Here is a 23592-nt window from a genome sequence, read left to right on the forward strand (position 1 = left end):
CTTGAGCGGCGCCCCCGACCGAGGGCGCCGCCGGGCAAGGAGGGCCGCATGACTGTACGGCGAGTAATGGGCATCGAGACGGAGTACGGGATCTCCGTCCCCGGCCACCCCAACGCCAATGCCATGCTCACCTCGTCCCAGATCGTCAACGCCTACGCGGCGGCGATGCACCGGGCGCGCCGCGCCCGCTGGGACTTCGAGGAGGAGAACCCGCTGCGGGACGCCCGAGGCTTCGACCTCGCCCGCGAGGCCGCCGACGCCAGCCAGCTCACCGACGAGGACATCGGCCTCGCCAATGTCATCCTCACCAACGGGGCACGGCTCTACGTCGACCACGCACACCCCGAATACAGCTCACCAGAGGTCACCAACCCACGGGACGCAGTCCTGTGGGACAAGGCCGGCGAGCGCATCATGGCAGAGGCCGCCGAACGAGCGGCCCAGCTCCCAGGCGCCCAGCCGATCCACCTCTACAAAAACAACACCGACAACAAAGGCGCCTCCTACGGCACACACGAGAACTACCTGATGAAGCGGGAAACCCCCTTCTCAGACATCGTGCGCCACCTCACGCCGTTCTTCGTCTCACGCCAGGTCATCACCGGCGCAGGCCGCGTCGGCATCGGCCAGGACGGCCACGAACACGGCTTCCAGCTCAGCCAGCGCGCCGACTACTTCGAAGTCGAAGTCGGCCTCGAGACGACTCTCAAGCGCCCGATCATCAACACGCGCGACGAACCGCACTCCGACGCCGAGAAGTACCGCCGCCTGCACGTGATCATCGGCGACGCGAACCTGTCGGAGATCTCCACGTACCTCAAGCTGGGCACGACCGCCCTGGTCCTGTCCATGATCGAGGACGGCTTCATCGCGGTCGACCTCGCCGTCGACCAGCCCGTACGCACCCTCCACCAGGTCTCACACGACCCCTCACTGAAGCGCCTGATCACGCTCCGCAGCGGCCGCACACTCACCGCAGTCCAACTCCAGATGGAGTACTTCGAACTCGCACGCAAATACGTCGAAGAGCGATACGGCTCCGACGCGGACGAACAGACCAAGGACGTACTCACACGCTGGGAAGACGTCCTCGGCCGCCTCGAAAGCGACCCCATGAGCCTCGCTGGCGAACTCGACTGGGTCGCCAAACGCGAGCTCATGGAAGGCTACCGACGCCGCGACAACCTCGAATGGGACGCGGCACGACTCCACCTCGTCGACCTCCAGTACGCCGACGTACGCCCCGAAAAGGGCCTCTACAACCGTCTGGCGGCCCGCGGCAAGATGAAGCGCCTCCTGAACGACACAGACGTGGAACGAGCCCGCACCAAGCCACCAGAGGACACCCGCGCCTACTTCCGCGGACGCTGCCTCGAGCAGTACGCGGACGACGTCGCAGCCGCCTCCTGGGACTCGGTGATCTTCGACCTCCCCGGCCGGGACTCGCTCCAACGCGTACCAACCCTCGAGCCGCTTCGCGGAACGCGTAATCACGTGAAAGAGCTCCTGGACCGCTGCCGTACCGCAGAAGACCTGGTCAAGGTCCTCTCCGGCGGCTGAACGAACCCGGCAGGCCCCACCAGCGGAACGAGGCCGGCGGGGTGGAAAGGGCGGCGTCCGGGAATCATGAAGGTGGTCCCCGAACGTTGTAGCAACTGCGGGGCCAATGTCGGACCCTGCTTGTAGGGTCTGATCAAGAACGTCGAACCGAGCGGGGTGAGGGTTATGGCGACCAAGGACACCGGCGGCGGCCAGCAGAAGGCAACGCGTTCCACCGAGGAGGTCGAGGAGACTGCGCAGGACGCGCAGGCATCGGAAGACCTCAAGGAACGCCAGGAGAAGCTGAGCGACGACGTGGACTCCGTCCTGGACGAGATTGACGATGTCCTCGAGGAGAATGCCGAGGACTTCGTTCGGTCATTTGTCCAAAAAGGTGGGGAATAGGGGTTAATGTCCGATTCTCTCGGGCGGGAGAAGTGCTCTCGCTGTCAGAGGGTCCAGTCACGGGACGCCTTCGCGTAACAAGGCGTCTCGTGACGGGCTCCAACCGCGCTGCAGAGAGTGCTGGGCGGAGAGTCGGCAAAGGCATCAGAACGCACGTGGGAAGAACGTCCGACACCTGGTAAGGCGACCCAGGGACGAGGGTCTACCTGAAGCGCCAGTACGGCACGACCGGCGCCCAGCGCGCCGAGATGATCGCCTCCCGGACGGGCTCCGCGTGATCAGTCCAAAGGCTCCGGTCATTCATGTGGATCACTGCCACGAGACGGGTAGGGTCCGAGGCGTACTGTGCTTCAGCCGCAACGCCGCGCTGGGGCAGTTCAAGGATCGGCCCGACGTCATAAGGCGGGCTGCGACATACGTGGAAGGAAACGCGTGGAAGCCAACACTCGTAGCACCGGGCGTCTACCGGCTGCCTTCCTGACGCCCGGTTCGTCGTCCTTCATGGACTTTCTGTCCGATCACCAGCCCGAGATCCTGCCGGGGAACCGGCAGTTGCCCGCTGTCAAGGGAGTGATCGAGGCGCCGCACGGCACCACGATCGTGGCCACCACGTTCCCCGGCGGTGTCGTGCTAGCCGGTGACCGGCGGGCCACCATGGGGAATGTCATCGCGCAGCGGGACATCGAGAAGGTGTTCCCGGCTGATGAGTACTCGGCGGTGGGGATCGCGGGTACGGCGGGTCTGGCTGTTGAGATGGTGAAGCTTTTCCAGTTGGAGCTGGAGCACTTCGAGAAGGTCGAGGGTGCGCAGCTCTCCTTGGAGGGCAAGGCGAACCGTCTGTCGACGATGATCCGGTCGAATCTCGGCATGGCCATGCAGGGTCTCGCCGTGGTGCCGATCTTCGCGGGGTTTGACGTGGATCGCGGGAAGGGGCGCATCTTCTCGTACGACGTTACGGGTGGTCGTTCCGAGGAGCATGGTTTCGCGGCGACGGGTTCGGGTTCGATCTTCGCGCGTGGTGCCATGAAGAAGCTGTACAGCGAGGACATGACCGAGGAGCAGGCCACGACGTTGGTCGTGCAGGCTCTGTATGACGCGGCTGATGACGACTCGGCGACCGGTGGTCCTGATGTCGCGCGTCGGATCTATCCGCTCGTCACCGTGATCACCGATGACGGGTTCCGCCGTCTCACGGATGAGGAGTCCTCTGAGATCGCCCGCTCGATCCTGGAGCGGCGTATGGAGCAGCCTGACGGTCCGCGTGCGGCGTTGCTCTGACTGCGGCCCTTGTGGGCCCCTCTTGTCCAGGTGATCGAGTGACTTCCACAGAAAGGGACGGATAGCCGGTGTCGACGCCGTTCTATGTCTCACCTCAGCAGGCCATGGCCGACCGGGCGGAGTATGCGCGCAAGGGCATCGCCCGTGGCCGCAGCCTGGTTGTGCTGCAGTTCGCCGACGGCATTGTCTTCGTCGGCGAGAACCCGTCCCGTGCGCTGCACAAGTTCAGCGAGATCTATGACCGGATCGGCTTTGCGGCCGCCGGCAAGTACAACGAGTACGAGAATCTCCGCATCGGTGGTGTTCGCTACGCCGACCTGCGGGGTTATACCTACGATCGTGACGATGTGACTGCTCGCGGTCTGGCCAATGTGTATGCCCAGACGCTCGGCACGATCTTCTCCAGTTCGGCGGAGAAGCCGTATGAGGTGGAGCTTGTGGTGGCCGAGGTCGGGGTGACGCCCGATGGTGACCAGATCTACCGGTTGCCGCACGATGGGTCGATCGTGGACGAGCATGGCTCGGTCGCGGTCGGTGGTAACGCCGAGCAGATCAGCACCTATCTGGATCAGCGTCACCGGGACGGTATGACTCTGGCCGAGGCGTTGAAGCTGGCCGTTCAGGCCCTGTCCCGCGATACCAATGGCAGCGAGCGGGACATTCCCGCGGAGCGCCTTGAGGTGGCGGTTCTGGACCGTACGCGTCCGCAGCAGCGCAAGTTCAAGCGCATTGTGGGCGGCCAGTTGTCCCGCCTGCTGGAGGGTGACAGTTCGGACGGGGCTGGGGACGCCGCCGAGTCCGATGGGTCTGACGATGCCGATGGGTCGGACGCGTCCGACGAGAAGTAAGTCCGCCAGTCGTCACCTTGCGCCCCGGTCCCGCCTCGCAGCGGGGCCGGGGCGCGTCGGCGTTCAGGATGGGCGTGGTGGCGCTGTGGAGCCTCGTACGACGAGTTCGACGGGGATGTTGCCTTCCGGTGGTGTTTCGCCTTCCAGGACGGCGAGGAGGGCTGTCATGCCGCGTTCGCCGAAGAGTTCGGCGTCGAGGCGGACGGTGGTGAGTTCGGGTTCGATGGCTGTGGCGAGGGCCAGGTCGTCGAAGCCGGTCACGGAGATGTCGTGGGGGATGCGCAGGCCGAGGTGGCGGGCGGCCTTGTAGGCGCCGACGGCGAGTTTGTCGTCGTCGCAGATGACGGCGGTGGGCCGGGGCCCGGGGGCGCGCAGGGCGTCTTCGGCCGCGGCACGTGCCCCTTCGATGGTGATGGGCGCCTTTGCCGTGCGTACGTCGGTGCCGGTTCGTTCTGCCACGCGGGCGGCGAGTTCCCGGGCGCGTACGTCGAAGGTCCAGGAGTCGATGTCTGCGGCGAGGTGGAGGAACCGGCGGTGGCCCAGTGTCAGCAGGTGTTCGGTGATCTGGCGCATGCCGTCGGTGATGTCGAGGTTGACGGTGGTGGCGCCCAGGCTGCCGGCCGGGTCGCTGTCCAGCATGACGAGGGGGAGGTCGTCGCCGCGGATTTCTGTGAGGGCTTCGGAGGCCATGGAGGAGGCGATGACGCCGTCCAGGGCGGCTCGTGCGGAGGCGAACGGGTCGCGGGCAGGGCCGATGCCTTCGGGTGAGGGGTACAGGACGACGCCGAAGCTGTGTTTGGCGGCGATGCGGGCGGCTCCTTCGTAGACGGCGGCGAAGAACTCGTTGGTGAGTGCGGGCACTACCAGGAGGGCTGTTCGTGCTTGGCCGAGCCGTAGGTTGCGGGCGGCGAGGTTCGGCCGGTAGCCGAGTTCCCGTGCGGCCTGGCGTACTCGTTCGGCTGTTGTCTCGGAGACTCGTCCGCGCCATTTGTCGCCCAGTACGAGGGAGACGGCGGCCTGGGAGACTCCGGCGGCCTGGGCGACGTCGCGGCTCGTGGGGCGGGTGCTTCCTCGTGCCACCGTCGACCTGCTCTTTCTGCTGGACTCGCGGACTGGCCACATGGTACGTATGACCAAGGAAGTTATACGTACAACGTCAGCTGCCACGGGCTACGAGAAGGGCGTGACATGGCCGCGCGTTACCTGGAGATCCTCAGAACGAGGCACGCCGCTCGGCTGCTGGCCGGCACTCTTGTGGGGCGGCTGCCGAACGCCGTGGCCGCGATCGCCGTCCTGCTGTTCGTCCGCGCCGAGGGCGGCAGCTACAGCCTCGCCGGCGCGCTGGCCGCGGTGTACGGGGTGTCGAATGCCGTGGGGCAGCCAGTTCTCGGGCGTCTGGTGGACCTCCTCGGGCAGCCGCGTGTGCAGCTGCCTGCCGCGCTCGTCTCCGCCCTCGGTATGGCGGTGTTCGCTTTCACGGGCATCGGGGCGCTTGCGCTCGCGTACGTCCTGATGGTGGTCGCCGGGTTCTTCACGCCGCCTCTGGAGGGCGGTCTGCGGGCGTTGTGGCCCACGGTCCTCCGTAAGGAGGACCAGGTGCACACGGCGTATGCGATGGATGCCGTGGCGCAGGAAGTCATGTTCACCGTGGGGCCGTTGCTCGTCACGCTGTGCGTGTCGCTGTGGTCGGCGCAGGCCGCGCTCCTTGTGTTGAACGTCATAGGGGTGCTGGGCGCGCTCTCCGTGGTGGTGTCGCGGCCTTCGCGCGCGTGGCGTTCGGCGCCGCGTGAGGCGCACTGGCTCGGTGCGTTGCGCTCGGCCGGTCTGCTTGTCCTGCTCGGCGCGTTCCTTTTCGTGGGCATCGCGCTGGGCTCGATCAATGTCGCGGCGATGTCGTACGCGGACGACAACGGCGGGGATGTGACGTACGGCTGGCTGATGGCGGCCATCGGGCTCGGCGCGCTCGTCGGGGGCACCGTGTACGGGGCGCGGCAGTGGAGCGGTGCGCCGGAGCGGCGACTGCGGATGCTGGTCACGCTTCTGGCGGTGTTCTACGTACCGCTGACGCTGACGCCGGGTGTGGTCGCCATGGCGGTGCTGATCGCGCTCTCCGGGGTGTTTCTGGCGCCCTGTATCGCCTGCTCGTTCGTCCTGGTCGACCGGCATGCGCCGAGGGGCACCGTCACCGAGGCGTTCTCCTGGCTTGTGACGACGTTCACGGTGGGGATGTCGGTCGGAACGGGGCTTGCGGGACCGGTCGTCGAGTGGGGTGGCGCGGTGTCGGGCTTCGCTCTGCCGGGTGTCGCGGGGGCCGTGGCGCTGCTTGTTCTGCTGGCCACGGGGCGGGTCCTCGCAGCTACGGGCAGCGGTGCGGTGGTTGAAGTCGCATCGGAAAATGATCGAAACGGTGCACCCGAACCTCGTTTCAGCACAGGGCATCAGGCGTAATGTTCAGTCATGGACCGCCGCATTTTCGGGCTGGAGAACGAGTACGGCGTCACGTGTACGTTCAGGGGACAGCGTCGACTGTCCCCCGACGAGGTGGCGCGGTACCTCTTCCGCCGTGTCGTGTCATGGGGCCGCAGCAGCAACGTCTTTCTGCGAAACGGCGCCCGCCTCTATCTCGACGTGGGGTCACATCCGGAATACGCCACACCGGAATGTGACAACGTGACAGAACTCGTCACCCACGACAAGGCCGGCGAGCGCATTCTGGAAGGACTCCTGGTAGACGCCGAACGACGCCTGCACGAGGAAGGAATCGCGGGCGACGTCTACCTCTTCAAGAACAACACCGACTCGGCGGGCAACTCCTACGGCTGCCACGAGAACTATCTGGTGGCCCGCCACGGGGAGTTCTCCCGGCTCGCGGACATCCTCATCCCGTTCCTCGTCACCAGGCAGCTTCTGTGCGGTGCCGGCAAGGTGCTGCAGACCCCGCGTGGCGCGGTGTACTGCGTCAGCCAGCGGGCCGAGCACATCTGGGAGGGCGTCTCCTCGGCGACGACCCGTTCCCGGCCGATCATCAACACGCGTGACGAACCCCACGCGGACGCCGAGCGCTACCGTCGCCTGCACGTCATTGTGGGCGACTCGAACATGTCCGAGACGACCATGCTCCTCAAGGTCGGCGCCACCGATCTCGTACTGCGCATGATCGAGGCGGGCACGGTGATGCGCGATCTGACCCTGGAGAACCCGATCCGGGCGATCCGCGAGGTCAGCCATGACATCACGGGCCGCCGCAAGGTGCGCCTGGCCAGCGGCCGTGAGGCCTCCGCCCTGGAGGTGCAGCGCGAGTACTACGAGAAGGCGGTGGACTTCGTCGATCGGCGCGGCATCCGCACCGGCACCGTCGAGCAGGTCCTCGAGCTGTGGGGTCGCACGCTGGACGCGATCGAGGCCGAGGACCTCGACCGGATCGGCACCGAGATCGACTGGGTGATGAAGTACAAGCTCATCGAGCGGTACCGCGCCAAGCACAACATGACGATGTCGCATCCTCGGGTCGCGCAGATAGACCTCGCGTATCACGACATCCACCGTCGTCGAGGGCTGTACTACCTGCTGGAGAAGAGGGGACAGGCCACCCGGATCTGCAATGACCTGAAGATCTTCGAGGGTAAGTCCGTGCCGCCGCAGACCACTCGGGCGCGGCTGCGTGGCGACTTCATCCGGCGGGCGCAGGAGCAGCGCCGGGACTTCACCGTCGACTGGGTCCATCTCAAGCTCAATGACCAGGCACAGCGCACGGTGTTGTGCAAGGACCCGTTCCGTTCCGTCGACGACCGGGTGGAGAAGCTCATCGCGGGCATGTAGGCGCGCATTGAGGGGAACCGGCCACGGGCTCCGTACGTTCTCGTACGGAGCCCGTGGCACACCTTAGGGTGGCGGGCAACCACAGTGCCGTCTGAGATCTGAGGAACACGTGCGCCGAATTGCCGGCCTTCTCGTCCCCCTGCTGCTGCTCTCCACAGCGGCCTGCGGAAGTGATGACGACAAGGGCTCCGACTCCACCGCCGCGAAGAACGGAGTGCCCGCGATCACCAAGGGCACCGAGTTCGGGAAGAAGCCGACCATCGCCAAGGGGGAGGGGACTCCGCCGAAGGGGCTGAAGGTCGAGGTCATCAGTGAGGGCGACGGCGCGAAGCTGGAGAAGGGCGACGCCACCGAGGTGAACTACCTCGGGCAGGAGTACGACGAGGCGAAGCCCTTCGACAACAGTTTCGACCGGGGTCAGCCGTTCTCGCTCACGCTGGGCGGCGGCAGCGTCATCCCGGGCTGGGAGAAGGGGCTGGAGGGCCAGAAGGTCGGCAGCCGTGTCGAGCTGGTCATCCCGCCGGACCAGGGGTACGGGGCGCAGGGTCAGGGCGACATCAAGGCGAACGCCACGCTGGTCTTTGTCGTGGACATCGTGAAGGGCACGAAGATCCCGGCCTCGGCGAAGGGCACGGAGGTCGCCCAGGAGAACATCAGCCTGCCCAAGGTCGGCACCAACACCGACGGCAAGGAGCCGAAGGTGACCATGCCGAAGGACGTCGACCCGCCGAAGAAGCTGGTCTCCAACTACGTGCTGGAGGGCGACGGTGCCGAGGTCAAGGGGACCGACAGTGTGGTCGTGAACTATTCCGCTCTGCTCTGGGAGGGCGGCAAGCAGTTCGACAGCACCTACAAGACGGGCAAGACCCAGACCTTCCCGCTGGACCAGCTGACGATCAAGGGTCTCAAGAACGGTCTCGTGGGCAAGAAGGTCGGCAGCCGGGTGCTGCTCGTTCTGCCCCCCGACCAGGCCTTCGGTGCGCAGGAGACACAGGGCATCCCGAAGAACTCCACGCTTGTCTTCGCCGCCGACATCCTGGCCGTGATGTAAGACTGGGCAGGTTGCCCAATCATTCGTCAGGCATGACGTACGTACGACACAGGAGCCAGTGCAGTGAGCATCGAGAAGCCCGAGATCGACTTCCCGGGCGGCGAGCCCCCGGCCGACCTCGAGATCAAGGACATCTGGGAGGGCGACGGGCCGGTCGCGAAGGCCGGCGACTTCGTCAAGGTCCACTACGTGGGCGTGGCCTACTCCAGCGGCGAGGAGTTCGACGCCTCCTGGAACCGTGGTACGCCGCTGGAGTTCCAGCTCGGCGTCGGCCAGGTCATCTCCGGCTGGGACCAGGGTGTGCAGGGCATGAAGGTCGGCGGGCGCCGTCAGCTGACCATCCCCGCCCACCTCGCGTACGGCGATCGCGGTGCCGGTGGCGGCCGTATCGCGCCGGGCGAGGCGCTGATCTTCGTCTGCGACCTGGTCGCGGTCTGATTTTCGCGGGGCCGGCCCGCGAGTGGCTCGCGGGCCGGTCCTCGTACGCCGTGTGATCTGGTCCGACCAGACCCGATCAGCTGGGGCCCATGCCTGTCGGGCATGGGCCCTCGGCTTTTGCCACGACACTCCGGAGCGGTACGGTCATCGATCGGAAGCACCATAGGGAAGGGCGTCGATGGCCATTGCCAAGGCCGAGCGGCTGATGAACCTGGCGCTGTGTCTGCTCGGGACGCGGCGGCCGCTCAGCAAGCGTGAGCTGCGCGATTCCATCGAGGCTTACGTCGAGGCCTTCAGGCCGGGCAGCGGCGCGACCGGTTCGGACGATTCCTTCAACCGGATGTTCGAGCGCGACAAGGACGATCTGCGCGAGCTGGGCCTGGTCATCGAGACGGTGGAGAGCCTGGACGGCGAGGTCGGCTATCTCGCCCGCCGGGACAGCAACCGCCTGCCGCCCATCGCGCTCGACGCCGAGGAGGCCGCCGCCCTGGGCCTGGTCGCCAAGGTCTGGCAGCAGGCCCGCCTCGCGGGCGCGGCGAGCGGCGCCCTGCAGAAGCTGCGTGCGGCCGGACTGCCGGAGGACGTCGACCCGTACGAGGCCCATGGCGCCCTGGAGCCGCACATCCCCGTGCACGAGGCGGCCTTCGAACCGCTGATGCTGGCCTGTCGCGACCGCCGTCCCGTCTCCTTCGACTACCGCAAGGCCACCGCCGCCCGCCCCGAGCCCCGCATCGTCGAGCCCTGGGCGCTGGAGTGCTGGCGCGGCCACTGGTACCTGGCCGGCTGGGACCGCGACCGGGGCGCCGAGCGCGTCTTCCGGCTGTCGCGGATCACCGGCAAGGTCCGTAACCGGAGCGGGAAGTTCACGGCCGAGGTGCCCGATGTCGTCACCGTGCGGGAGACCGTCGCGAGCTGGGCCGGAGAGACCGCCGACCGCTCCGCGCTGATCCGGCTCCGCAGCGGGGCGGGCTACCCGCTGCGCGCCAAGGCCGTCTCCGTACGGGAACTGGGCGATGGCTGGGACGAGTTGGAGATTCCGTACGGGCATGGCCTGGACGCCTGGCTCGTGGAGTTCGGGCCCGATGTGGTGGTCCTGGAGCCCGCCGAGTTGCGGGCCGATGTCGTGGACCGGCTGCGCGCCGTGGCCAAGGGCTGAGGGGGCGTAGGAGAAGTGGCGGGAAAACCGGTCAGGCCAGTGAGTGCCATCGACCAGACGCGGCGGATGCTGTCCCTGGTGACGTATCTGCGGGAGCGCCCCGGTGCGCGCGTCAGCGATGTCGCCCGGGCCTTCGGGATCACCGAGGACGAGCTGATCTCCGACCTCGATGTGCTGCCGCTGTGCGGGACCAGTTTCCGCGGTGGCGATCTGCTGGACATCGACACCGACGGTGACCGGATCTGGTGGCGCAACCCGGGCGCCCTGGGTGCGGAGGCGGCCGAGCCGCTGCGGATCGCCGCCGACGAGGCGACCGCGCTGCTGGTGGCCGCCCGGGCCGTGTCCACCCTGCCCGGGCTGCGTGAGGGCGACCGGCAGGCTCTGCTGCGGGCCACCGCCAAGGTGGAGGCCGCGGCGGGCGAGGCGGCGGGTGCCAGCGCCCGGTTGTCGGTGACGTTCGAGTCGGAGGGCGGGGTCTTCGCGGACGTCGACCGGGCGATCTCCGAGCGGCGCCGGCTGTGGATCCGCTACTACTCGCCCGGACGCGATGAGCTCAGCGAGCGCGAGATCGACCCGATCCGCCTGGTCAGCGTCGGCCACACCTACGTGGAGGCCTGGTGTCGCCGCTCCGAGGCGCGGCGCACCTTCCGGCTCGACCGGGTCGCGGAGATCCGCATCCTGGACGAGCCGTCCGCGCCGCCCGAGGTCGAACTGCGGGACCTCTCCGAGGGGCTGGTGCAGCCCGCCGCCGAGGATCCCGAGGTGGTCGTCGAGGTCGGGCCGGGCGGGCGCTGGGTCGCCGAGTACTACCCGCACGACAGTGCCGATGAACTCCCGGACGGCGGGCTGCGTATCACCCTGCGTGCCTCCGATCCCGCCTCGCTGCGCCGCCTCGCGCTGCGGCTCGGGCGGGACGGCCGGATCGTCTCGCCGCGGGAGGTCGCGGACAGCGCCCGGCAGGCGGCACGCGAGGCGCTCGCGGCGTACGACGTGCCACAGGGCGTGGTGGGGAGTGTCACTGAGGGGCCGCACGGAGTTCAGGACGGGCTGTACGGCAGGCAGGAGCAAGGGCTGTGAGCAGGTCGGCGATGTCTGATACGCAGGGAATGTCCGTGACGTCCGCGTTCTCGGGCATGACGAGAGTGGATCCCGTGGTCTTCAAGGCCGCCTGCCCCGACTGCCGCGCCCACTTCGAACTCTCCGCGAACGCCTTGCGCCTGGCGATCGGCGCCACACCGAAGACGACCTTCTACTCCTTCACCTGCCCCGAGTGCGAGGCGGCGGTGCGCAAGCCGGCCGGTGAGCGGATCGTGGAACTCCTCACCGGCGGGGGAGTGCGGACCCTGCGGCTGCACTCAACCGTCTAGGGGCGGCGCATGTTCTGGCCAATGCTCGCGATCGCTGTGGGTTTTCTGGGAATCGCCGTGCTCGGCGTCCTCGCTGTACGGGTCTTCCTGGAAGCCGAGCGCCTGGGCAGGCAGGTCACGGACTCGGCACATCGGATCAGCCGCGCGGCAGAAGACCTGGAACGGGCCTCCGCGACCGCGGCGCGTTCTGTCGATGCGCTGTGAGCCGCTCCTGCCGGGCGCTTTGAGTCATTCCGGCCTGTCAACTTCTCATCCGGGGCAGGTACGCTCAAGAGCGCGGCCCAGGGACGAGGCGCTGGCCGAACATGGAGTATGCACAGGCATTGCCTGACGTTTACTCCTGCGGGTTACGATCGCCCACAGCCGATGGTCGGATGATGTCCGACCAGCCGGACACAAGGACTTCCTGTCGCCTCGGTGAAGAAGGTAAAAGCTATGGGTAACCTCGGCCCCACCGAGATCATTCTCATCCTCGTCGTCGTCATCCTGCTGTTCGGCGCGAAGAAGCTTCCGGACATGGCTCGCTCGCTCGGCAAGTCCGCGCGCATCCTCAAGAGTGAGGCCAAGGCGATGAAGTCGGAGGGCCAGGACGACACCACCGCCGCTTCCGCCCCGCCGAACGGCGAGACTCCGGCTCAGCGCACCATCCAGGCCGCTCCCGGTGACGTGACCAGCTCCCGCCCGGTCGCCGAGCCGACGGACACGACCAAGCGCTGACGCAGGGCCGGTGACCTCCGGCCCGCCGCACGAGATGGGAACGTGGGTTGCTGAAGTCTGCCCGCAAGAACGAAGAGAAGGATCCCGAGGGACGGATGCCCCTCGTGGAACACCTTCGCGAGCTCCGCAACCGGCTCGCCAAGAGCCTGCTGGCGGTCGTCGTCACCACGATCGTCTCGCTCATGTTCTACAAGGACATCATCCAGTTCTTCACGAATCCGATCCTTCAGGCCGTGGGATGCGATCTGAGCTTCGAGGAGTTGCAGGAAACCGGTACCAGCACCTGCGCGCGCATCGTGCAGAACGGCCTGCTCAGCCCGTTCTCGCTGGCGCTGACTGTTTCCTTGACTTCTGGTGTGGTGCTCGCGACGCCGGTGTGGCTTTACCAGCTGTGGGGTTTCATCGCTCCTGGTCTCCACAAGCACGAGAAGAAGTACTCGCTCGCCATTGTTGGCACGGGTTTTCCGCTGTTCCTGCTGGGCGCGTACTTCGCATACTGGTCGCTGCCGAAGATGGCGGAGGTGATGCTCCAGTTCTCCATCATCGGGAGCGACAACCAGCTGCCCCTGGATGAACTGATCCAGCTCATCCAGCGCATGATCATCGTCTTCGGTCTGGCTTTCCAGCTGCCACTGCTGCTGGTCATGCTGAACTTCGGAGGCGTCGTCTCGGGCTCGAAGATGCTCGGCTGGTGGCGCGGCATGGTCATGGGTATCACCCTCTTCGCCGCAATCGCCACGCCCAGCACCGACCCGATCTCGATGCTGGCGCTCGCCGTGCCGATCTCGCTGCTGTACTTCGTCGCCACCGGCATCGCCCTGTTGAACGATCGGCGTCGGGCACGGCGTGACGCGGAAGGGCCCGCAGACGACGAGGCCTCCGAACTCGATCTCACCCCCGAGGACATCGGCGAGATCGAATCCGTCTCGGCCACCCGCGCCCTGTCGGCGCAGCCGGACTCCGACCGTCGGCGCGATCCGGACCGGGTCAACGGCTACGACGACGTGACCTGACAGACGCGCACCGGGACCGGCCCCGCGTACCTGAGCTGGGTGGATTCCCGGTGTGCGGGGTCGGATCCGGATAATGATCGTCCTGTTGTCAGTGGCTGACGGTACGCTCGAAAGCACGATGACAGAGGATCTATCACCGGCCGAGCGGTACGCGGCAGCGCGGCAGCGCGCTGTCGAGCAGGCCACGGCGCTCGCGTCCTTCCGCGAGATGTACGACTTCGGCCTCGACCCCTTCCAGATCGAGGCCTGTCAGGCACTCGAAGCGGGCAAGGGTGTGCTGGTGGCCGCGCCCACCGGCTCGGGCAAGACGATCGTGGGCGAGTTCGCCGTCCACCTCGCCCTCCAGCAGGGCAAGAAGTGCTTCTACACCACGCCCATCAAGGCACTGTCGAACCAGAAGTACACCGATCTGGCGCGTCGTTACGGCGCCGAGAAGGTCGGCCTGCTCACCGGCGACAACAGCGTCAACTCCGACGCCCCGGTGGTCGTGATGACCACCGAGGTGCTGCGCAACATGCTCTACGCGGGCTCGCAGACCCTCCTCGGCCTCGGCCACGTCGTCATGGACGAGGTGCACTACCTCTCCGACCGCTTCCGCGGCGCCGTCTGGGAGGAAGTGATCATTCACCTCCCCGAGTCGGTGACCCTGGTGTCGCTCTCGGCGACAGTGTCGAACGCCGAGGAGTTCGGCGACTGGCTCGACACCGTCCGCGGCGACACCGAGGTGATCGTCTCCGAGCACCGCCCCGTGCCGCTGTTCCAGCACGTGCTCGCCGGACGCCGCATCTACGACCTCTTCGAGGAGGGCGAGGGCCACAAGAAGGCCGTCAACCCCGACCTCACCCGTCTGGCCCGCATGGAGGCCACCCGGCCCTCCTACCAGGACCGCAGACGGGGCCGCAACATGCGCGAGGCCGACCGCGAGCGCGAGCGGCGGCAGAGATCGCGCGTATGGACACCGGGCCGCCCCGAGGTCATCGAGCGGCTCGACTCCGAGGGGCTGCTGCCCGCCATCACGTTCATCTTCAGCCGCGCCGCCTGCGAGGCCGCCGTCCAGCAGTGCCTGTACGCGGGCCTCAGGCTGAACGACGACGAGGCACGGCACAAGGTCCGCGCCCTCGTCGAGGGACGTACGTCCTCGATACCGGCCGAGGACCTGCACGTCCTGGGCTACTACGAGTGGCTGGAAGGCCTGGAGCGCGGCATCGCGGCCCACCATGCGGGCATGCTGCCGACGTTCAAGGAGGTCGTCGAGGAACTGTTCGTACGCGGGCTGGTCAAGGCCGTGTTCGCCACCGAGACCCTCGCCCTCGGCATCAACATGCCCGCCCGTTCCGTGGTGTTGGAGAAGCTCGTCAAGTGGAACGGCGAGCAGCACGCCGACATCACACCCGGCGAGTACACCCAGCTGACCGGCCGCGCAGGCCGCCGTGGCATCGATGTCGAGGGCCACGCCGTCGTGCTGTGGCAGCGCGGCATGAGCCCGGAGCACCTCGCAGGCCTCGCGGGCACCCGTACGTACCCGCTGCGCTCCAGCTTCAAGCCGTCGTACAACATGGCGGTGAACCTCGTCGAGCAGTTCGGCCGGCACCGCTCGCGCGAACTCCTTGAGACGTCGTTCGCACAGTTCCAGGCCGACAAGTCGGTCGTGGGGATCTCCCGCCAGGTGCAGCGCAACGAAGAGGGACTTGAGGGCTACAAGGCCTCCATGACCTGCCACCTGGGCGACTTCGACGAGTACGCGCGACTGCGTCGCGAACTCAAGGACCGCGAGACCGAGCTGGCCAAGCAGGGTGCGGCGCAGCGGCGAGCGGAAGCGGCCGTGGCGCTGGAAAAGCTCAAGCCCGGCGATGTGATCCATGTGCCGACCGGCAAGTTCGCGGGGCTTGCGCTGGTGCTGGACCCCGGGTTGCCCGCCGGGCGGTCCAACGGCCACCGCGGCTTCGAGCACCACGACGGGCCGCGGCCCCTGGTCCTCACCGCCGAGCGGCAGGTCAAGCGGCTCGCGTCGATCGACTTCCCGGTGCCCGTCGAGGCGCTGGAGCGGATGCGCATCCCGAAGTCGTTCAACCCGCGCTCGCCGCAGTCGCGCCGCGATCTCGCCTCCGCGCTGCGCACGAAGGCCGGGCACATCGTTCCCGACCGGCACCGCAAGCGGCGCGCCGATGCCGCCGACGACCGGGAGATCGCCCGGCTGCGCACCGCACTGCGCGCACACCCCTGCCACGGGTGCAACGACCGCGAGGACCACGCCCGTTGGGCCGAGCGCTACCACCGGCTGCTGCGCGACACCTCGCAGCTGGAGCGGCGCATCGAGGGGCGGACGAACACCATCGCCCGTACCTTCGACCGCATCGTCGCGCTCCTGACCGAGCTCGACTATCTGCGCGGCGACGAGGTCACCGAGCACGGCAAGCGGCTCGCCCGGCTCTACGGAGAACTGGACCTGCTCGCCAGCGAGTGCCTGCGCGCCGGTGTCTGGGAGGGCCTCGCGCCGGCCGAGCTGGCCGCGTGCGCCTCGGCGTTGGTGTTCGAGGCCCGGGTCAGCGACGACGCTCTCGCACCGAAGGTGCCGTCCGGCAAGGCCAAAGCCGCGCTCGGTGAGATGGTCCGCATCTGGGGTCGCCTTGACGCCCTGGAAGAGGACTTCCGGATCAGCCAGACCGAGGGCGTCGGTCAGCGCGAGCCGGACCTGGGCTTCGCCTGGGCGGCGTACGAATGGGCCTCCGGCAAGGGACTCGACGAGGTGCTCCGCGAGGCCGAGATGCCCGCCGGCGACTTTGTGCGCTGGTGCAAGCAGGTCATCGACGTACTCGGCCAGATATCGGCGGCGGCACCGGTTTCCGGCACCAAGGACTCCACCGTGGCGAAGAACGCGCGCAAGGCTGTGGACGGGATGCTGCGGGGGGTCGTCGCCTACTCGTCGGTGGGGTGAGCCGGCGTTCGTCCGTCGGCACCGGCCGGTTCGCGTATCAGTCGCCGAGCGACTCCAGGTACGCGCGCCAGCCCCCGTACTCCGTGATGTCCCGCGCATCGTCGAGCGCGCCCGGCTCGCACAGGAATCCCGGTACATCGCTGCCGTCGGCCAGCGTCACCCGGCCCAGCGTCATCGGCCGGGGCAGCGCGGCGGTGAGGCGGCCGAGGCCCTCGGCGGGCAGTTGCCACACCTCGGCCTCGATCGCGGCTCCGTCGGCGCCGACGTGGACCAGGCCCGGCTTGGGCGGGTCGGTGGCCAGGGCGTGCAGCCGGTAGACGGGTGCGGTCTTCGTCGTACGTTCCAGCTGGGCGCCCAGCGCGAGGAGTTGCCCGTTCAGGGGCTGGTCCGACAGGTGCGCGCCGAGTACGGCGAGGCGGACGGGCAGCGCTTCCAGGGTTCGGGCGATGTGGACGAGACGTTCGTCGGTGAACGCGGGGCCGATCAGCATGACGCCGAAGGGGAGCCCCGCCACCTGGCCCGCAGGGACGGCGACGGCGGCCAGGTCGAAGAGGTTGGTGGAGTTGGTGAAGCGGCCGAGGCGGGCGTTCGTGCCCAGCGGGTCGGCGGCCACCTCGGCGAGGGTGGGATGGCCGGGCGCGGTCGGCAGGAGCAGGGCGTCCGCGTCGCCCAGTGACTCCAGTGCGCGGGTGCGCAGGGCTGCCAGACGCTCCTGGTCGGCGAAGAGCTGGTGGGCCGGGATGTCCCGGGCGCGGGTGATGATTCCGGCGACCGTGGGGTCCAGGCCGTCGCCGCCCTCGGAGAGCAACTTGTCGACAAAGCTCCCTATGGCTGTGTAACGCTCGGCCACGAAGGCTCCCTCGTACAGCATCGTGGCGGCCGCCGTGAAGGGGGCGAGGTCGATGGTGCGCAGCTCGGCGCCTGCGGCCCGTAGTCGGGTCACGGCTGCCTCGTATGCCTGTGGCCAGCCCTCGTCCATTTCGCCGAGCTGGTCTCGGGGCGGTACGGCTATGCGCCAGGGGCCCGGGGTGCGCTGGGGGAGTGCGGGGAGTTCTCGGGCGGGTGGGGAGGTCATGTGAGTGAGGGCCTGTTCCGCCTCCGGGAGGGTGCGCGCGAAGACCGTTACGCAGTCCAGGGATGCGCAGGCTGGGACCACGCCCTCCGTGGGGACGAGGCCTCGGGTGGGTTTCAGGCCGACGATTGAGTTGAACGCGGCGGGGACGCGGCCGCTGCCCGCGGTGTCCGTGCCCAGCGCGAAGTCGACGATGCCGAGCGCTACCGCTACGGCTGAGCCGGAGCTGGAGCCGCCGCTGATTCTCTGCGGGTCGATGGCGCCCCGCACGGCGCCGTGGGGGGAGCGGGTGCCTACGAGGCCTGTGGCGAACTGGTCCAGGTTCGTGGTGCCGAGGGCGATTGCACCTGCCGCGCGTAGGCGGGCGACCGCCGGGGCGTCTGCCTCCGGCTGGTACGCGTAGGAAGGACAGCCGGCGGTTGTGGGGAGGCCTGCTACGTCGATGTTGCCCTTTGCTGCGAACAGTCGCCCTGCGAGGGGGAGGTGTTCGCCTGCGGCCACCCGTGCGTCGATCTCGCGGGCCTCTGTCTCGACCTCCGCCATTGGGCGCAGGTCGATCCAGACCTCGGGGCGGTCCACCGTCTTGATGCGGGCGTAGGCCAATTGGACTCGGGTGACGGTGGAGGGCGACATCTGTGCTCCTTGCTGGGGTTTCGTTGTCGACTGCGGCCCGGTGGCCGGTCTGTGCCCACCCGTTCCGCCCTGCGGAACGACTGCCCACAGACCGGCGGAATGCCTGCCTACAGACTGGCGGGAGCCTGCCCACAGACGGGCGGGACGCCTGCTCACACACCACCAGGCGCGTGTCAGCTCGTGGGCGTGAGTACCAGTAGGGCCGTGCCCGCCTCCACCTGGGCGCCCGGCTTGGTGAGGATCTGTGTCACCACGCCGTCCATCGGTGCGTGCACCCTTGACTCCATCTTCATGGCTTCCAGGGCGAGGAGCGGCTGGCCCATGGTCACCTCGTCGCCCCGGGCGACGTTCAGCTGCCAGACCGACGCGGCGAATTCGGCCTCCACCAGGTGGCCGCCCGGTGGGACCGTCACCTCCGGCGGTGCTGGTGCTGGAGCTGAGGAGGTCTCCGCCCTGGTGAACTCGCCCGATGCCTCCCAGGCGTCCCGTTCCGCCGCGAAGGCGGCGCCCTGGCGGGTCCTGAACTCGGCGATCGAGTCGGCGTTCTCGGTCAGGAACGCCTCGTACTCGGCGAGTGAGAAGACGTCCTCCTCGATCTGTGGCACGAAGCGGCCCGAGATGATGTCGGCCCGTAGTTCCAGCAGTTCGTCCGGGGTCACCGGGTACCACTTGATGCGGTCGAAGAAGCGCAGCAGCCAGGGGGAGCCGGGTTCGAAGGCGCCGCGTTGCTGCCAGCCGGACCAGACCTGGGTCGTGCGGCCGACGAACTGGTAGCCGCCGGGGCCCTCCATCCCGTAGACGCAGAGGTACGCGCCGCCGATGCCGACGGAGTTCTCGGCGGTCCAGGTGCGGGCCGGGTTGTACTTCGTCGTGACCAGGCGGTGGCGGGGGTCCAGGGGTGTGGCCACCGGGGCGCCCAGGTACACATCGCCCAGGCCGAGGACCAGGTACTCGGCGTCGAAGACCGTCCGGTACACGTCCTCCACCGATTCCAGGCCGTTGACCCGGCGGATGAACTCGATGTTCCAGGGGCACCAGGGCGCGTCGTCGCGGACGCCCGCCATATAGCGGGCGATCGCCTCGCGGGTCGCCGGGTCGTCCCAGGAGAGGGGGAGGTGGACGGTGCGGGACGGCACGACCAGCTGGTCCGTCGAGGGCAGCGTGGCCACCAACGACCGTACGGACGAGAGGAGTTGATGCTGGGGCAGGCGGCGCGGATCCGTCTGGATCTGGAGGGAGCGGATGCCCGGCGTGAGGTCGGTGACTCCCTCGATGCGGGCCTTTGCCACCGCCTCCATCAGGGCGTGCACCCGCATGCGCAGCGCCAGGTCCAGCTGCATGGGCCCGAACTCGACCAGCAGATGGTCGTCGCCGCTGCGGCGGTACGTCACGTCGCCGTCCCGCGCCAGCACGCCACCGTCCACGATCGCGGGCCGCGCCGCACCTTCCCCGTCCACCGGTACGAAACGCACCGTGTCCCCGGGACGCAGCTGGCCGAGCTTCCAGCGCTCCGCGCTGAGGACTGTCGCCGGGCACACGAACCCGCCGAGCGAGGGGCCGTCGGGACCGAGCAGGACCGGCATGTCGCCCGTGTAGTCGACGGCGCCGACCGAGTATGGGGTGTCGTGGATGTTGGAGGGGTGCAGGCCCGCCTCGCCGCCGTCGGTGCGGGCCCAGCGGGGCTTCGGACCGACCAGCCGTACGCCCGTGCGTGCCGAGTTGAAGTGCACCTTCCAGTCGGCCGCGTAGAAGTCGTGGATGTCCTGCTCGGTGAAGAACTCCGGTGCGGCGTGCGGGCCTTCGAGCGCGCCCACATGCCATACGGCGCCGAACACCGGCCTCCCCCAGCTAACGCTGGGAGGTACCCCCATCTCGCTTCGCTCGCCCTCCGGCACCACCGCCCCCGAGGACGCGACCGCGCCCCCGTGCAGCACGTCCCCGGTCCGCAGCGCCCGCCCGCCGTGGCCGCCGAACCGGCCCAGCGTGAAGGTCGAGGCGCTCCCCAGGAACGCCGGGACATCCAGGCCGCCCGCGAAGAGTACGTACGTCCGCAGGCCGTGCTCGGCAGGAGTGCCGATCTCCAGTACGCCCCCTGCCGGTACCGTCACCGGCTCCCACTGCGCGACCGCCCCGCCGTCGACCGTCACCGCCGCCGGAGCACCCGTGACACACACCGTCGTCGTGTGCGTGAACCTCAATGACGGTCCTCGCAAGGTGCATTCGAGGCCGGGTGCGCCCTCGTCGTTGCCCAGCGCGCGGTTGCCGAGCCGGAACGACAGGTCGTCCATCGGCCCGCACGGCGGCACGCCCACCTGCCAGTAGCCGGTCCGCCCCGGCCAGTCCTGGACCGTCGTCAGCGTCCCGCCGGAGACGACCTCGATACGCGACGTCGGGTCGCTCACGCCCGCGAGCGTCGCCGTCGAGTGTGAGGCCCTCCGGAAGTCGTCCGACGCGAGCGCCGCCCGCACCAGCCCCAGGTTCGTCTCGATGCCGTCGACCCGGGTCCCGGCCAGCGCCTCGTCCAGCCGTGCGAGCGCCTGCGCACGGTCGGAGCCGTACGCGACGAGCTTCGCGAGCATGGGGTCGTACGACGTGGTGACCTCGCTGCCGGTCTCGACCCAGCCGTCCACGCGTACGCCAGACGGAAATTCGACCCGGGTCAACAGGCCCGCGCTGGGCCGGTGTTCACGCGAAGGATCCTCGGCGTACACGCGGGCCTCGACGGCATGACCGCGCGGCTCCCCAGGGTCTCGTACGACATCGAAGTCCCCGCGCGCCAGACGCAGCATCCACGCGACGAGGTCGACGCCATAGATCTCCTCGGTGACCGGATGTTCCACTTGGAGCCGGGTGTTGACCTCCAGGAAGTACGCCTCCTCGCGCACCGCGTCGTACACGAACTCGACGGTTCCGGCCGAGCGGTAGTCGACCGAGGCGCACAAGTCCCGAGCCGCGGAGGCCAGTTGTTCGCGTACGTGGGCGGGGAGGCCGGGTGCGGGAGCCTCCTCCACCACCTTCTGATTGCGGCGCTGGAGCGAGCAGTCGCGGTCGCCGAAGGTGACGACGCGGCCCGCGCCGTCGCCGAAGACCTGCACCTCGACATGGCGGGCCTGCTCGACGAGCCGCTCCAGGAACACCCCGGCCAGGGAGAAGGAGGCCGCGGCGACGCGCTGCACCCGGTCCCAGGCATCGGTCAACTCATCGGCATCGCGACATGCCGACATACCGATCCCGCCCCCGCCACCCGTGGCCTTGAGCATCACCGGGTAGCCGATGCGGTCCGCGGCCACCAGAGCCTCGTCCAGCGAGGCGAGCAGTCCCGTGCCCGGAGCGAGCGGCACCCCGGCCGCCTCAGCCGCCGCCCGGGCCGTGTGCTTCGCCCCGAACAGCTCCAGTTGCTCGGGCGTCGGGCCCACGAACACGATCCCCGCCTCCTCGCAGCGCCGCGCGAACGCCGCGTCCTCGGAGAGGAAGCCGTAGCCCGGGTGGATCGCTCCGGCACCCGTGTCCTTCGCCGCCTTCAGGACGAGATCGGCGTCGAGATACGACTCCTTGGCGGGTGCCGGGCCCAGCCGGACGGCTTGGTCGGCCAGGCGCACATGAGGTGCCGAGCGATCGGCGTCGGAGTACACCGCGACCGTACGCAGGCCCAACTCCCGTGCCGTACGCATGATCCGGACCGCGATCTCGCCCCGGTTGGCTACGAGGAGCGTGTCGAAGGACGTTCCTCCCTCGCTCATCGGGCGCCCGCCTCACCGATGGTCATCTCCACGGCCGTCGGCTCGAAGCCGTTGCAAGGGTTGTTGATCTGCGGGCAGTTGGAGACCAGGACGAGTACGTCCCGCTCGGCGCGCAGCGTCAGCTTCAGGCCCGGGGCGGAGAGACCGTCGACGATGCCGAGGGTGCCGTCCTTCTCGACCGGCACGTTCATGTACCAGTTGATGTTCGAGACGAGATCGCGCTTCCCGAGGCCGTACCTCGCGCCCTCCGCGAGGAAGTTGTCGACGCACGCGTGCTGCGACCAGGTGTGGTGGCCGTAACGCAGGGTGTTCGACTCCTTGGAGCAGGCGCCGCCCACCGTGTCGTGTCGGCCGACCTCGTCCTCGACCACGGTCATCAGCGGGGTGTGCTCGTTGGACATGAGCACACTGCCGGTGGTCAGGAAGATGTTGCCCTGGGCGTGGATCGTGTCGGGCGCGCTGTAGCGGACGGCCGTGTCATGGGCGTCGTACGCGAGGAAGTCGACGGCCTGGTTGCCGTGCAGGTCGGTGATGGTGAGCGTCTCGCCCGTCCGCACGAGGGCGGACCAGGCGGAGCGGGCCGGGACGACGGTCGTGGTGGCGGTCATGCGAGCCCCCTCGCGGCAAGGAATTCGGCGGTGTTGAGGAAGGCTCGGCGGCCCTCGGGGGAGGCCTCCCACAGCGGGTCGCCGGGTGCGGTGGCCTCGGCGCGCCAGGCCAGCACCTCCAGCGGGGTGCTGGTGTAGTCGGCTCGCGGGTCGGCCGGGTGGGGCACATTGGCGAGCAGCACCGTGACGTCCTGCTCGGCCCGGAGCGTCACGCTCGCGCCCTCTCCGGCCGAGCCGGTGAAGTCGAGGGCGCCGTCGTCTCGTACCTCCACGCCCTGGAAGAAGGACAGGGAGGGAGGGAGATCCCGGGGTGCGAGACCGTTCTTCGCGGCGGCCAGTTTGAACAGCTCACGCCCTGCCGGAGACGCGGACTGCGGCGTCCCGTCCCCGTACCGCTCCGTGTTCCGTACGAGGGTGGAGGTGCCGCACAGCGCGTCGTGCCGCCCGGAGGTGTCGGCGATCACCGAGGCGAGCACGCGGCCCTGGTCGGAGAGGAGCAGCCGGTCCTCGCCGAGGTAGGCGTTCCACTGGATCTTGACCGTGTCCGCGACGTTCAGTCGTTCCCAGGGGCGGTCGGCGGCGAACAGGAGGAGATGCGCGCAGGCATCGCCCCTGAGGTCGGTCAGCCGCAGCTCCGTGCCGCGGGCCAGCACCCTGTGCGTGTAGTTGCCGCCCGCCACCGTCTCCGCCCACACCAGATGGCCCGCCTCGCAGGGCGGCGCGGGCCAGGCGCTCGCCGGGACGACCGGCATCGCCTCGGCGCGGGCGCCTTCCTGTGCGCGGGCGTGCGCCCGGGCTCCGTACGTGGTCGCTGTCGCCATTGCGGGACCTCCGGCTCGGCAGGGGCGGTCATGTCCGTACGTCATGTCCGTACGCAATTTCTGTCGCCCGACAGAAATTAGGAGCCGGGCGAGTCCGCGCCATTGCCCCGGCGTTGCCGCTCCGTTACCGATGTCTCACCGAGATCGTCGTC

General features: G+C 68.6%; 21 protein-coding genes. 16 read left to right on the forward strand and 5 right to left on the reverse strand.

Annotated features, from left to right (window positions below; genetic code table 11):
- The first annotated feature begins 48 nt into the window (after window positions 1-48).
- The 5 genes from dop (at window position 49) to prcA (ending at window position 4070) form a co-directional block, all read left to right on the forward strand.
- On the forward strand, window positions 49-1560 hold the full coding sequence (gene dop / locus OP79_RS25950) for a depupylase/deamidase Dop (RefSeq protein WP_078492010.1): 1512 nt from the start codon (window positions 49-51) through the stop codon (window positions 1558-1560).
- Window positions 1561-1725: 165 nt separating this feature from the next.
- Window positions 1726-1944 (forward strand): ubiquitin-like protein Pup, encoded by a 219-nt coding sequence (locus OP79_RS25955; RefSeq protein ID WP_033323361.1) that lies wholly within the window; start codon window positions 1726-1728, stop codon window positions 1942-1944.
- Between the two features lie 304 nt (window positions 1945-2248).
- Window positions 2249-2425, forward strand: coding sequence for an endonuclease domain-containing protein (locus OP79_RS57140; protein WP_245685450.1), 177 nt, complete (start codon window positions 2249-2251; stop codon window positions 2423-2425).
- Window positions 2377-3222 (forward strand): proteasome subunit beta, encoded by an 846-nt coding sequence (gene prcB / locus OP79_RS25965; protein WP_033323365.1) that lies wholly within the window; start codon window positions 2377-2379, stop codon window positions 3220-3222. Before OP79_RS57140 ends, prcB begins: the two co-directional genes overlap by 49 nt.
- A gap of 68 nt (window positions 3223-3290) precedes the next feature.
- Entirely contained in the window at window positions 3291-4070 is a 780-nt protein-coding gene (gene prcA / locus OP79_RS25970) for a proteasome subunit alpha (RefSeq protein ID WP_033323367.1), read from the forward strand.
- Window positions 4071-4133: 63 nt separating this feature from the next.
- On the opposite strand, the gene OP79_RS25975 is transcribed toward prcA, so the two are convergent.
- Window positions 4134-5150, reverse strand: coding sequence for a LacI family DNA-binding transcriptional regulator (locus OP79_RS25975; RefSeq protein ID WP_033323369.1), 1017 nt, complete (start codon window positions 5148-5150; stop codon window positions 4134-4136).
- A gap of 108 nt (window positions 5151-5258) precedes the next feature.
- On the opposite strand from OP79_RS25975, the gene OP79_RS25980 reads away from it, so the two are divergent.
- The 11 genes from OP79_RS25980 to OP79_RS26030 all read left to right on the forward strand — a co-directional run bounded on the left by OP79_RS25980 (window position 5259) and on the right by OP79_RS26030 (window position 16566).
- Complete coding sequence (locus tag OP79_RS25980) at window positions 5259-6518, forward strand: MFS transporter (protein ID WP_033323371.1); 1260 nt, start codon at window positions 5259-5261, stop codon at window positions 6516-6518.
- A 9-nt stretch (window positions 6519-6527) separates the two neighbouring features.
- Entirely contained in the window at window positions 6528-7889 is a 1362-nt protein-coding gene (pafA, locus tag OP79_RS25985) for a Pup--protein ligase (RefSeq protein ID WP_033323372.1), read from the forward strand.
- 109 nt (window positions 7890-7998) lie between these two features.
- Entirely contained in the window at window positions 7999-8940 is a 942-nt protein-coding gene (locus tag OP79_RS25990; RefSeq protein ID WP_033323374.1) for an FKBP-type peptidyl-prolyl cis-trans isomerase, read from the forward strand.
- A 63-nt stretch (window positions 8941-9003) separates the two neighbouring features.
- On the forward strand, window positions 9004-9378 hold the full coding sequence (locus OP79_RS25995; RefSeq protein ID WP_033323376.1) for an FKBP-type peptidyl-prolyl cis-trans isomerase: 375 nt from the start codon (window positions 9004-9006) through the stop codon (window positions 9376-9378).
- Window positions 9379-9556: 178 nt separating this feature from the next.
- A complete protein-coding gene (locus OP79_RS26000; RefSeq protein ID WP_033323378.1) occupies window positions 9557-10534 on the forward strand; it encodes a helix-turn-helix transcriptional regulator in 978 nt (325 codons plus the stop codon).
- A 15-nt stretch (window positions 10535-10549) separates the two neighbouring features.
- Window positions 10550-11611 carry a helix-turn-helix transcriptional regulator gene (locus OP79_RS26005; protein ID WP_078492012.1) on the forward strand — a complete coding sequence of 354 codons (1062 nt, stop codon included), beginning with the start codon at window positions 10550-10552 and terminating at the stop codon, window positions 11609-11611.
- Between the two features lie 11 nt (window positions 11612-11622).
- Window positions 11623-11901, forward strand: coding sequence for a hypothetical protein (locus OP79_RS26010; RefSeq protein ID WP_033323382.1), 279 nt, complete (start codon window positions 11623-11625; stop codon window positions 11899-11901).
- Between the two features lie 9 nt (window positions 11902-11910).
- Window positions 11911-12105, forward strand: coding sequence for a hypothetical protein (locus OP79_RS26015; protein WP_033323384.1), 195 nt, complete (start codon window positions 11911-11913; stop codon window positions 12103-12105).
- Window positions 12106-12336: 231 nt separating this feature from the next.
- On the forward strand, window positions 12337-12618 hold the full coding sequence (tatA, locus tag OP79_RS26020; RefSeq protein WP_033323385.1) for a Sec-independent protein translocase subunit TatA: 282 nt from the start codon (window positions 12337-12339) through the stop codon (window positions 12616-12618).
- Between the two features lie 47 nt (window positions 12619-12665).
- Entirely contained in the window at window positions 12666-13631 is a 966-nt protein-coding gene (gene tatC, locus OP79_RS26025; protein ID WP_033323387.1) for a twin-arginine translocase subunit TatC, read from the forward strand.
- Between the two features lie 73 nt (window positions 13632-13704).
- On the forward strand, window positions 13705-16566 hold the full coding sequence (locus OP79_RS26030) for a DEAD/DEAH box helicase (protein ID WP_033323388.1): 2862 nt from the start codon (window positions 13705-13707) through the stop codon (window positions 16564-16566).
- Between the two features lie 37 nt (window positions 16567-16603).
- Here the strand turns inward: OP79_RS26030 and atzF are convergent, their stop codons facing one another.
- From atzF to OP79_RS26050, 4 genes are all read right to left on the reverse strand, one after another.
- Window positions 16604-18271 carry an allophanate hydrolase gene (atzF, locus tag OP79_RS26035; protein WP_033323390.1) on the reverse strand — a complete coding sequence of 556 codons (1668 nt, stop codon included), beginning with the start codon at window positions 18269-18271 and terminating at the stop codon, window positions 16604-16606.
- A gap of 173 nt (window positions 18272-18444) precedes the next feature.
- Window positions 18445-22011, reverse strand: coding sequence for a 5-oxoprolinase/urea amidolyase family protein (locus OP79_RS26040; RefSeq protein ID WP_033323392.1), 3567 nt, complete (start codon window positions 22009-22011; stop codon window positions 18445-18447).
- Complete coding sequence (locus tag OP79_RS26045) at window positions 22008-22619, reverse strand: urea amidolyase associated protein UAAP2 (RefSeq protein WP_033323394.1); 612 nt, start codon at window positions 22617-22619, stop codon at window positions 22008-22010. Before OP79_RS26045 ends, OP79_RS26040 begins: the two co-directional genes overlap by 4 nt.
- Window positions 22616-23440 carry an urea amidolyase associated protein UAAP1 gene (locus tag OP79_RS26050; protein ID WP_033323396.1) on the reverse strand — a complete coding sequence of 275 codons (825 nt, stop codon included), beginning with the start codon at window positions 23438-23440 and terminating at the stop codon, window positions 22616-22618. The genes OP79_RS26045 and OP79_RS26050 overlap by 4 nt, the downstream gene beginning before the upstream one ends.
- Between the last annotated feature and the right edge of the window lie 152 nt (window positions 23441-23592).

The organism is Streptomyces yerevanensis (assembly GCF_000716805.1).
Classification (GTDB): Bacteria; Actinomycetota; Actinomycetes; order Streptomycetales; family Streptomycetaceae; genus Streptomyces; species Streptomyces flaveus.

Coding starts and splice junctions, on each gene's coding strand:
- dop (WP_078492010.1), top strand. CDS start 49: ATGACTGTACGGCGAGTAATGGGCATCGAGACGGAGTACGGGATCTCC.
- OP79_RS25955 (WP_033323361.1), top strand. CDS start 1,726: ATGGCGACCAAGGACACCGGCGGCGGCCAGCAGAAGGCAACGCGTTCC.
- OP79_RS25980 (WP_033323371.1), top strand. CDS start 5,259: ATGGCCGCGCGTTACCTGGAGATCCTCAGAACGAGGCACGCCGCTCGG.
- pafA (WP_033323372.1), top strand. CDS start 6,528: ATGGACCGCCGCATTTTCGGGCTGGAGAACGAGTACGGCGTCACGTGT.
- OP79_RS26000 (WP_033323378.1), top strand. CDS start 9,557: ATGGCCATTGCCAAGGCCGAGCGGCTGATGAACCTGGCGCTGTGTCTG.
- OP79_RS26010 (WP_033323382.1), top strand. CDS start 11,623: ATGTCTGATACGCAGGGAATGTCCGTGACGTCCGCGTTCTCGGGCATG.
- OP79_RS26015 (WP_033323384.1), top strand. CDS start 11,911: ATGTTCTGGCCAATGCTCGCGATCGCTGTGGGTTTTCTGGGAATCGCC.
- tatA (WP_033323385.1), top strand. CDS start 12,337: ATGGGTAACCTCGGCCCCACCGAGATCATTCTCATCCTCGTCGTCGTC.
- OP79_RS26030 (WP_033323388.1), top strand. CDS start 13,705: ATGATCGTCCTGTTGTCAGTGGCTGACGGTACGCTCGAAAGCACGATG.
- atzF (WP_033323390.1), bottom strand. CDS start 18,271: ATGTCGCCCTCCACCGTCACCCGAGTCCAATTGGCCTACGCCCGCATC.
- OP79_RS26040 (WP_033323392.1), bottom strand. CDS start 22,011: ATGAGCGAGGGAGGAACGTCCTTCGACACGCTCCTCGTAGCCAACCGG.
- OP79_RS26045 (WP_033323394.1), bottom strand. CDS start 22,619: ATGACCGCCACCACGACCGTCGTCCCGGCCCGCTCCGCCTGGTCCGCC.
- OP79_RS26050 (WP_033323396.1), bottom strand. CDS start 23,440: ATGGCGACAGCGACCACGTACGGAGCCCGGGCGCACGCCCGCGCACAG.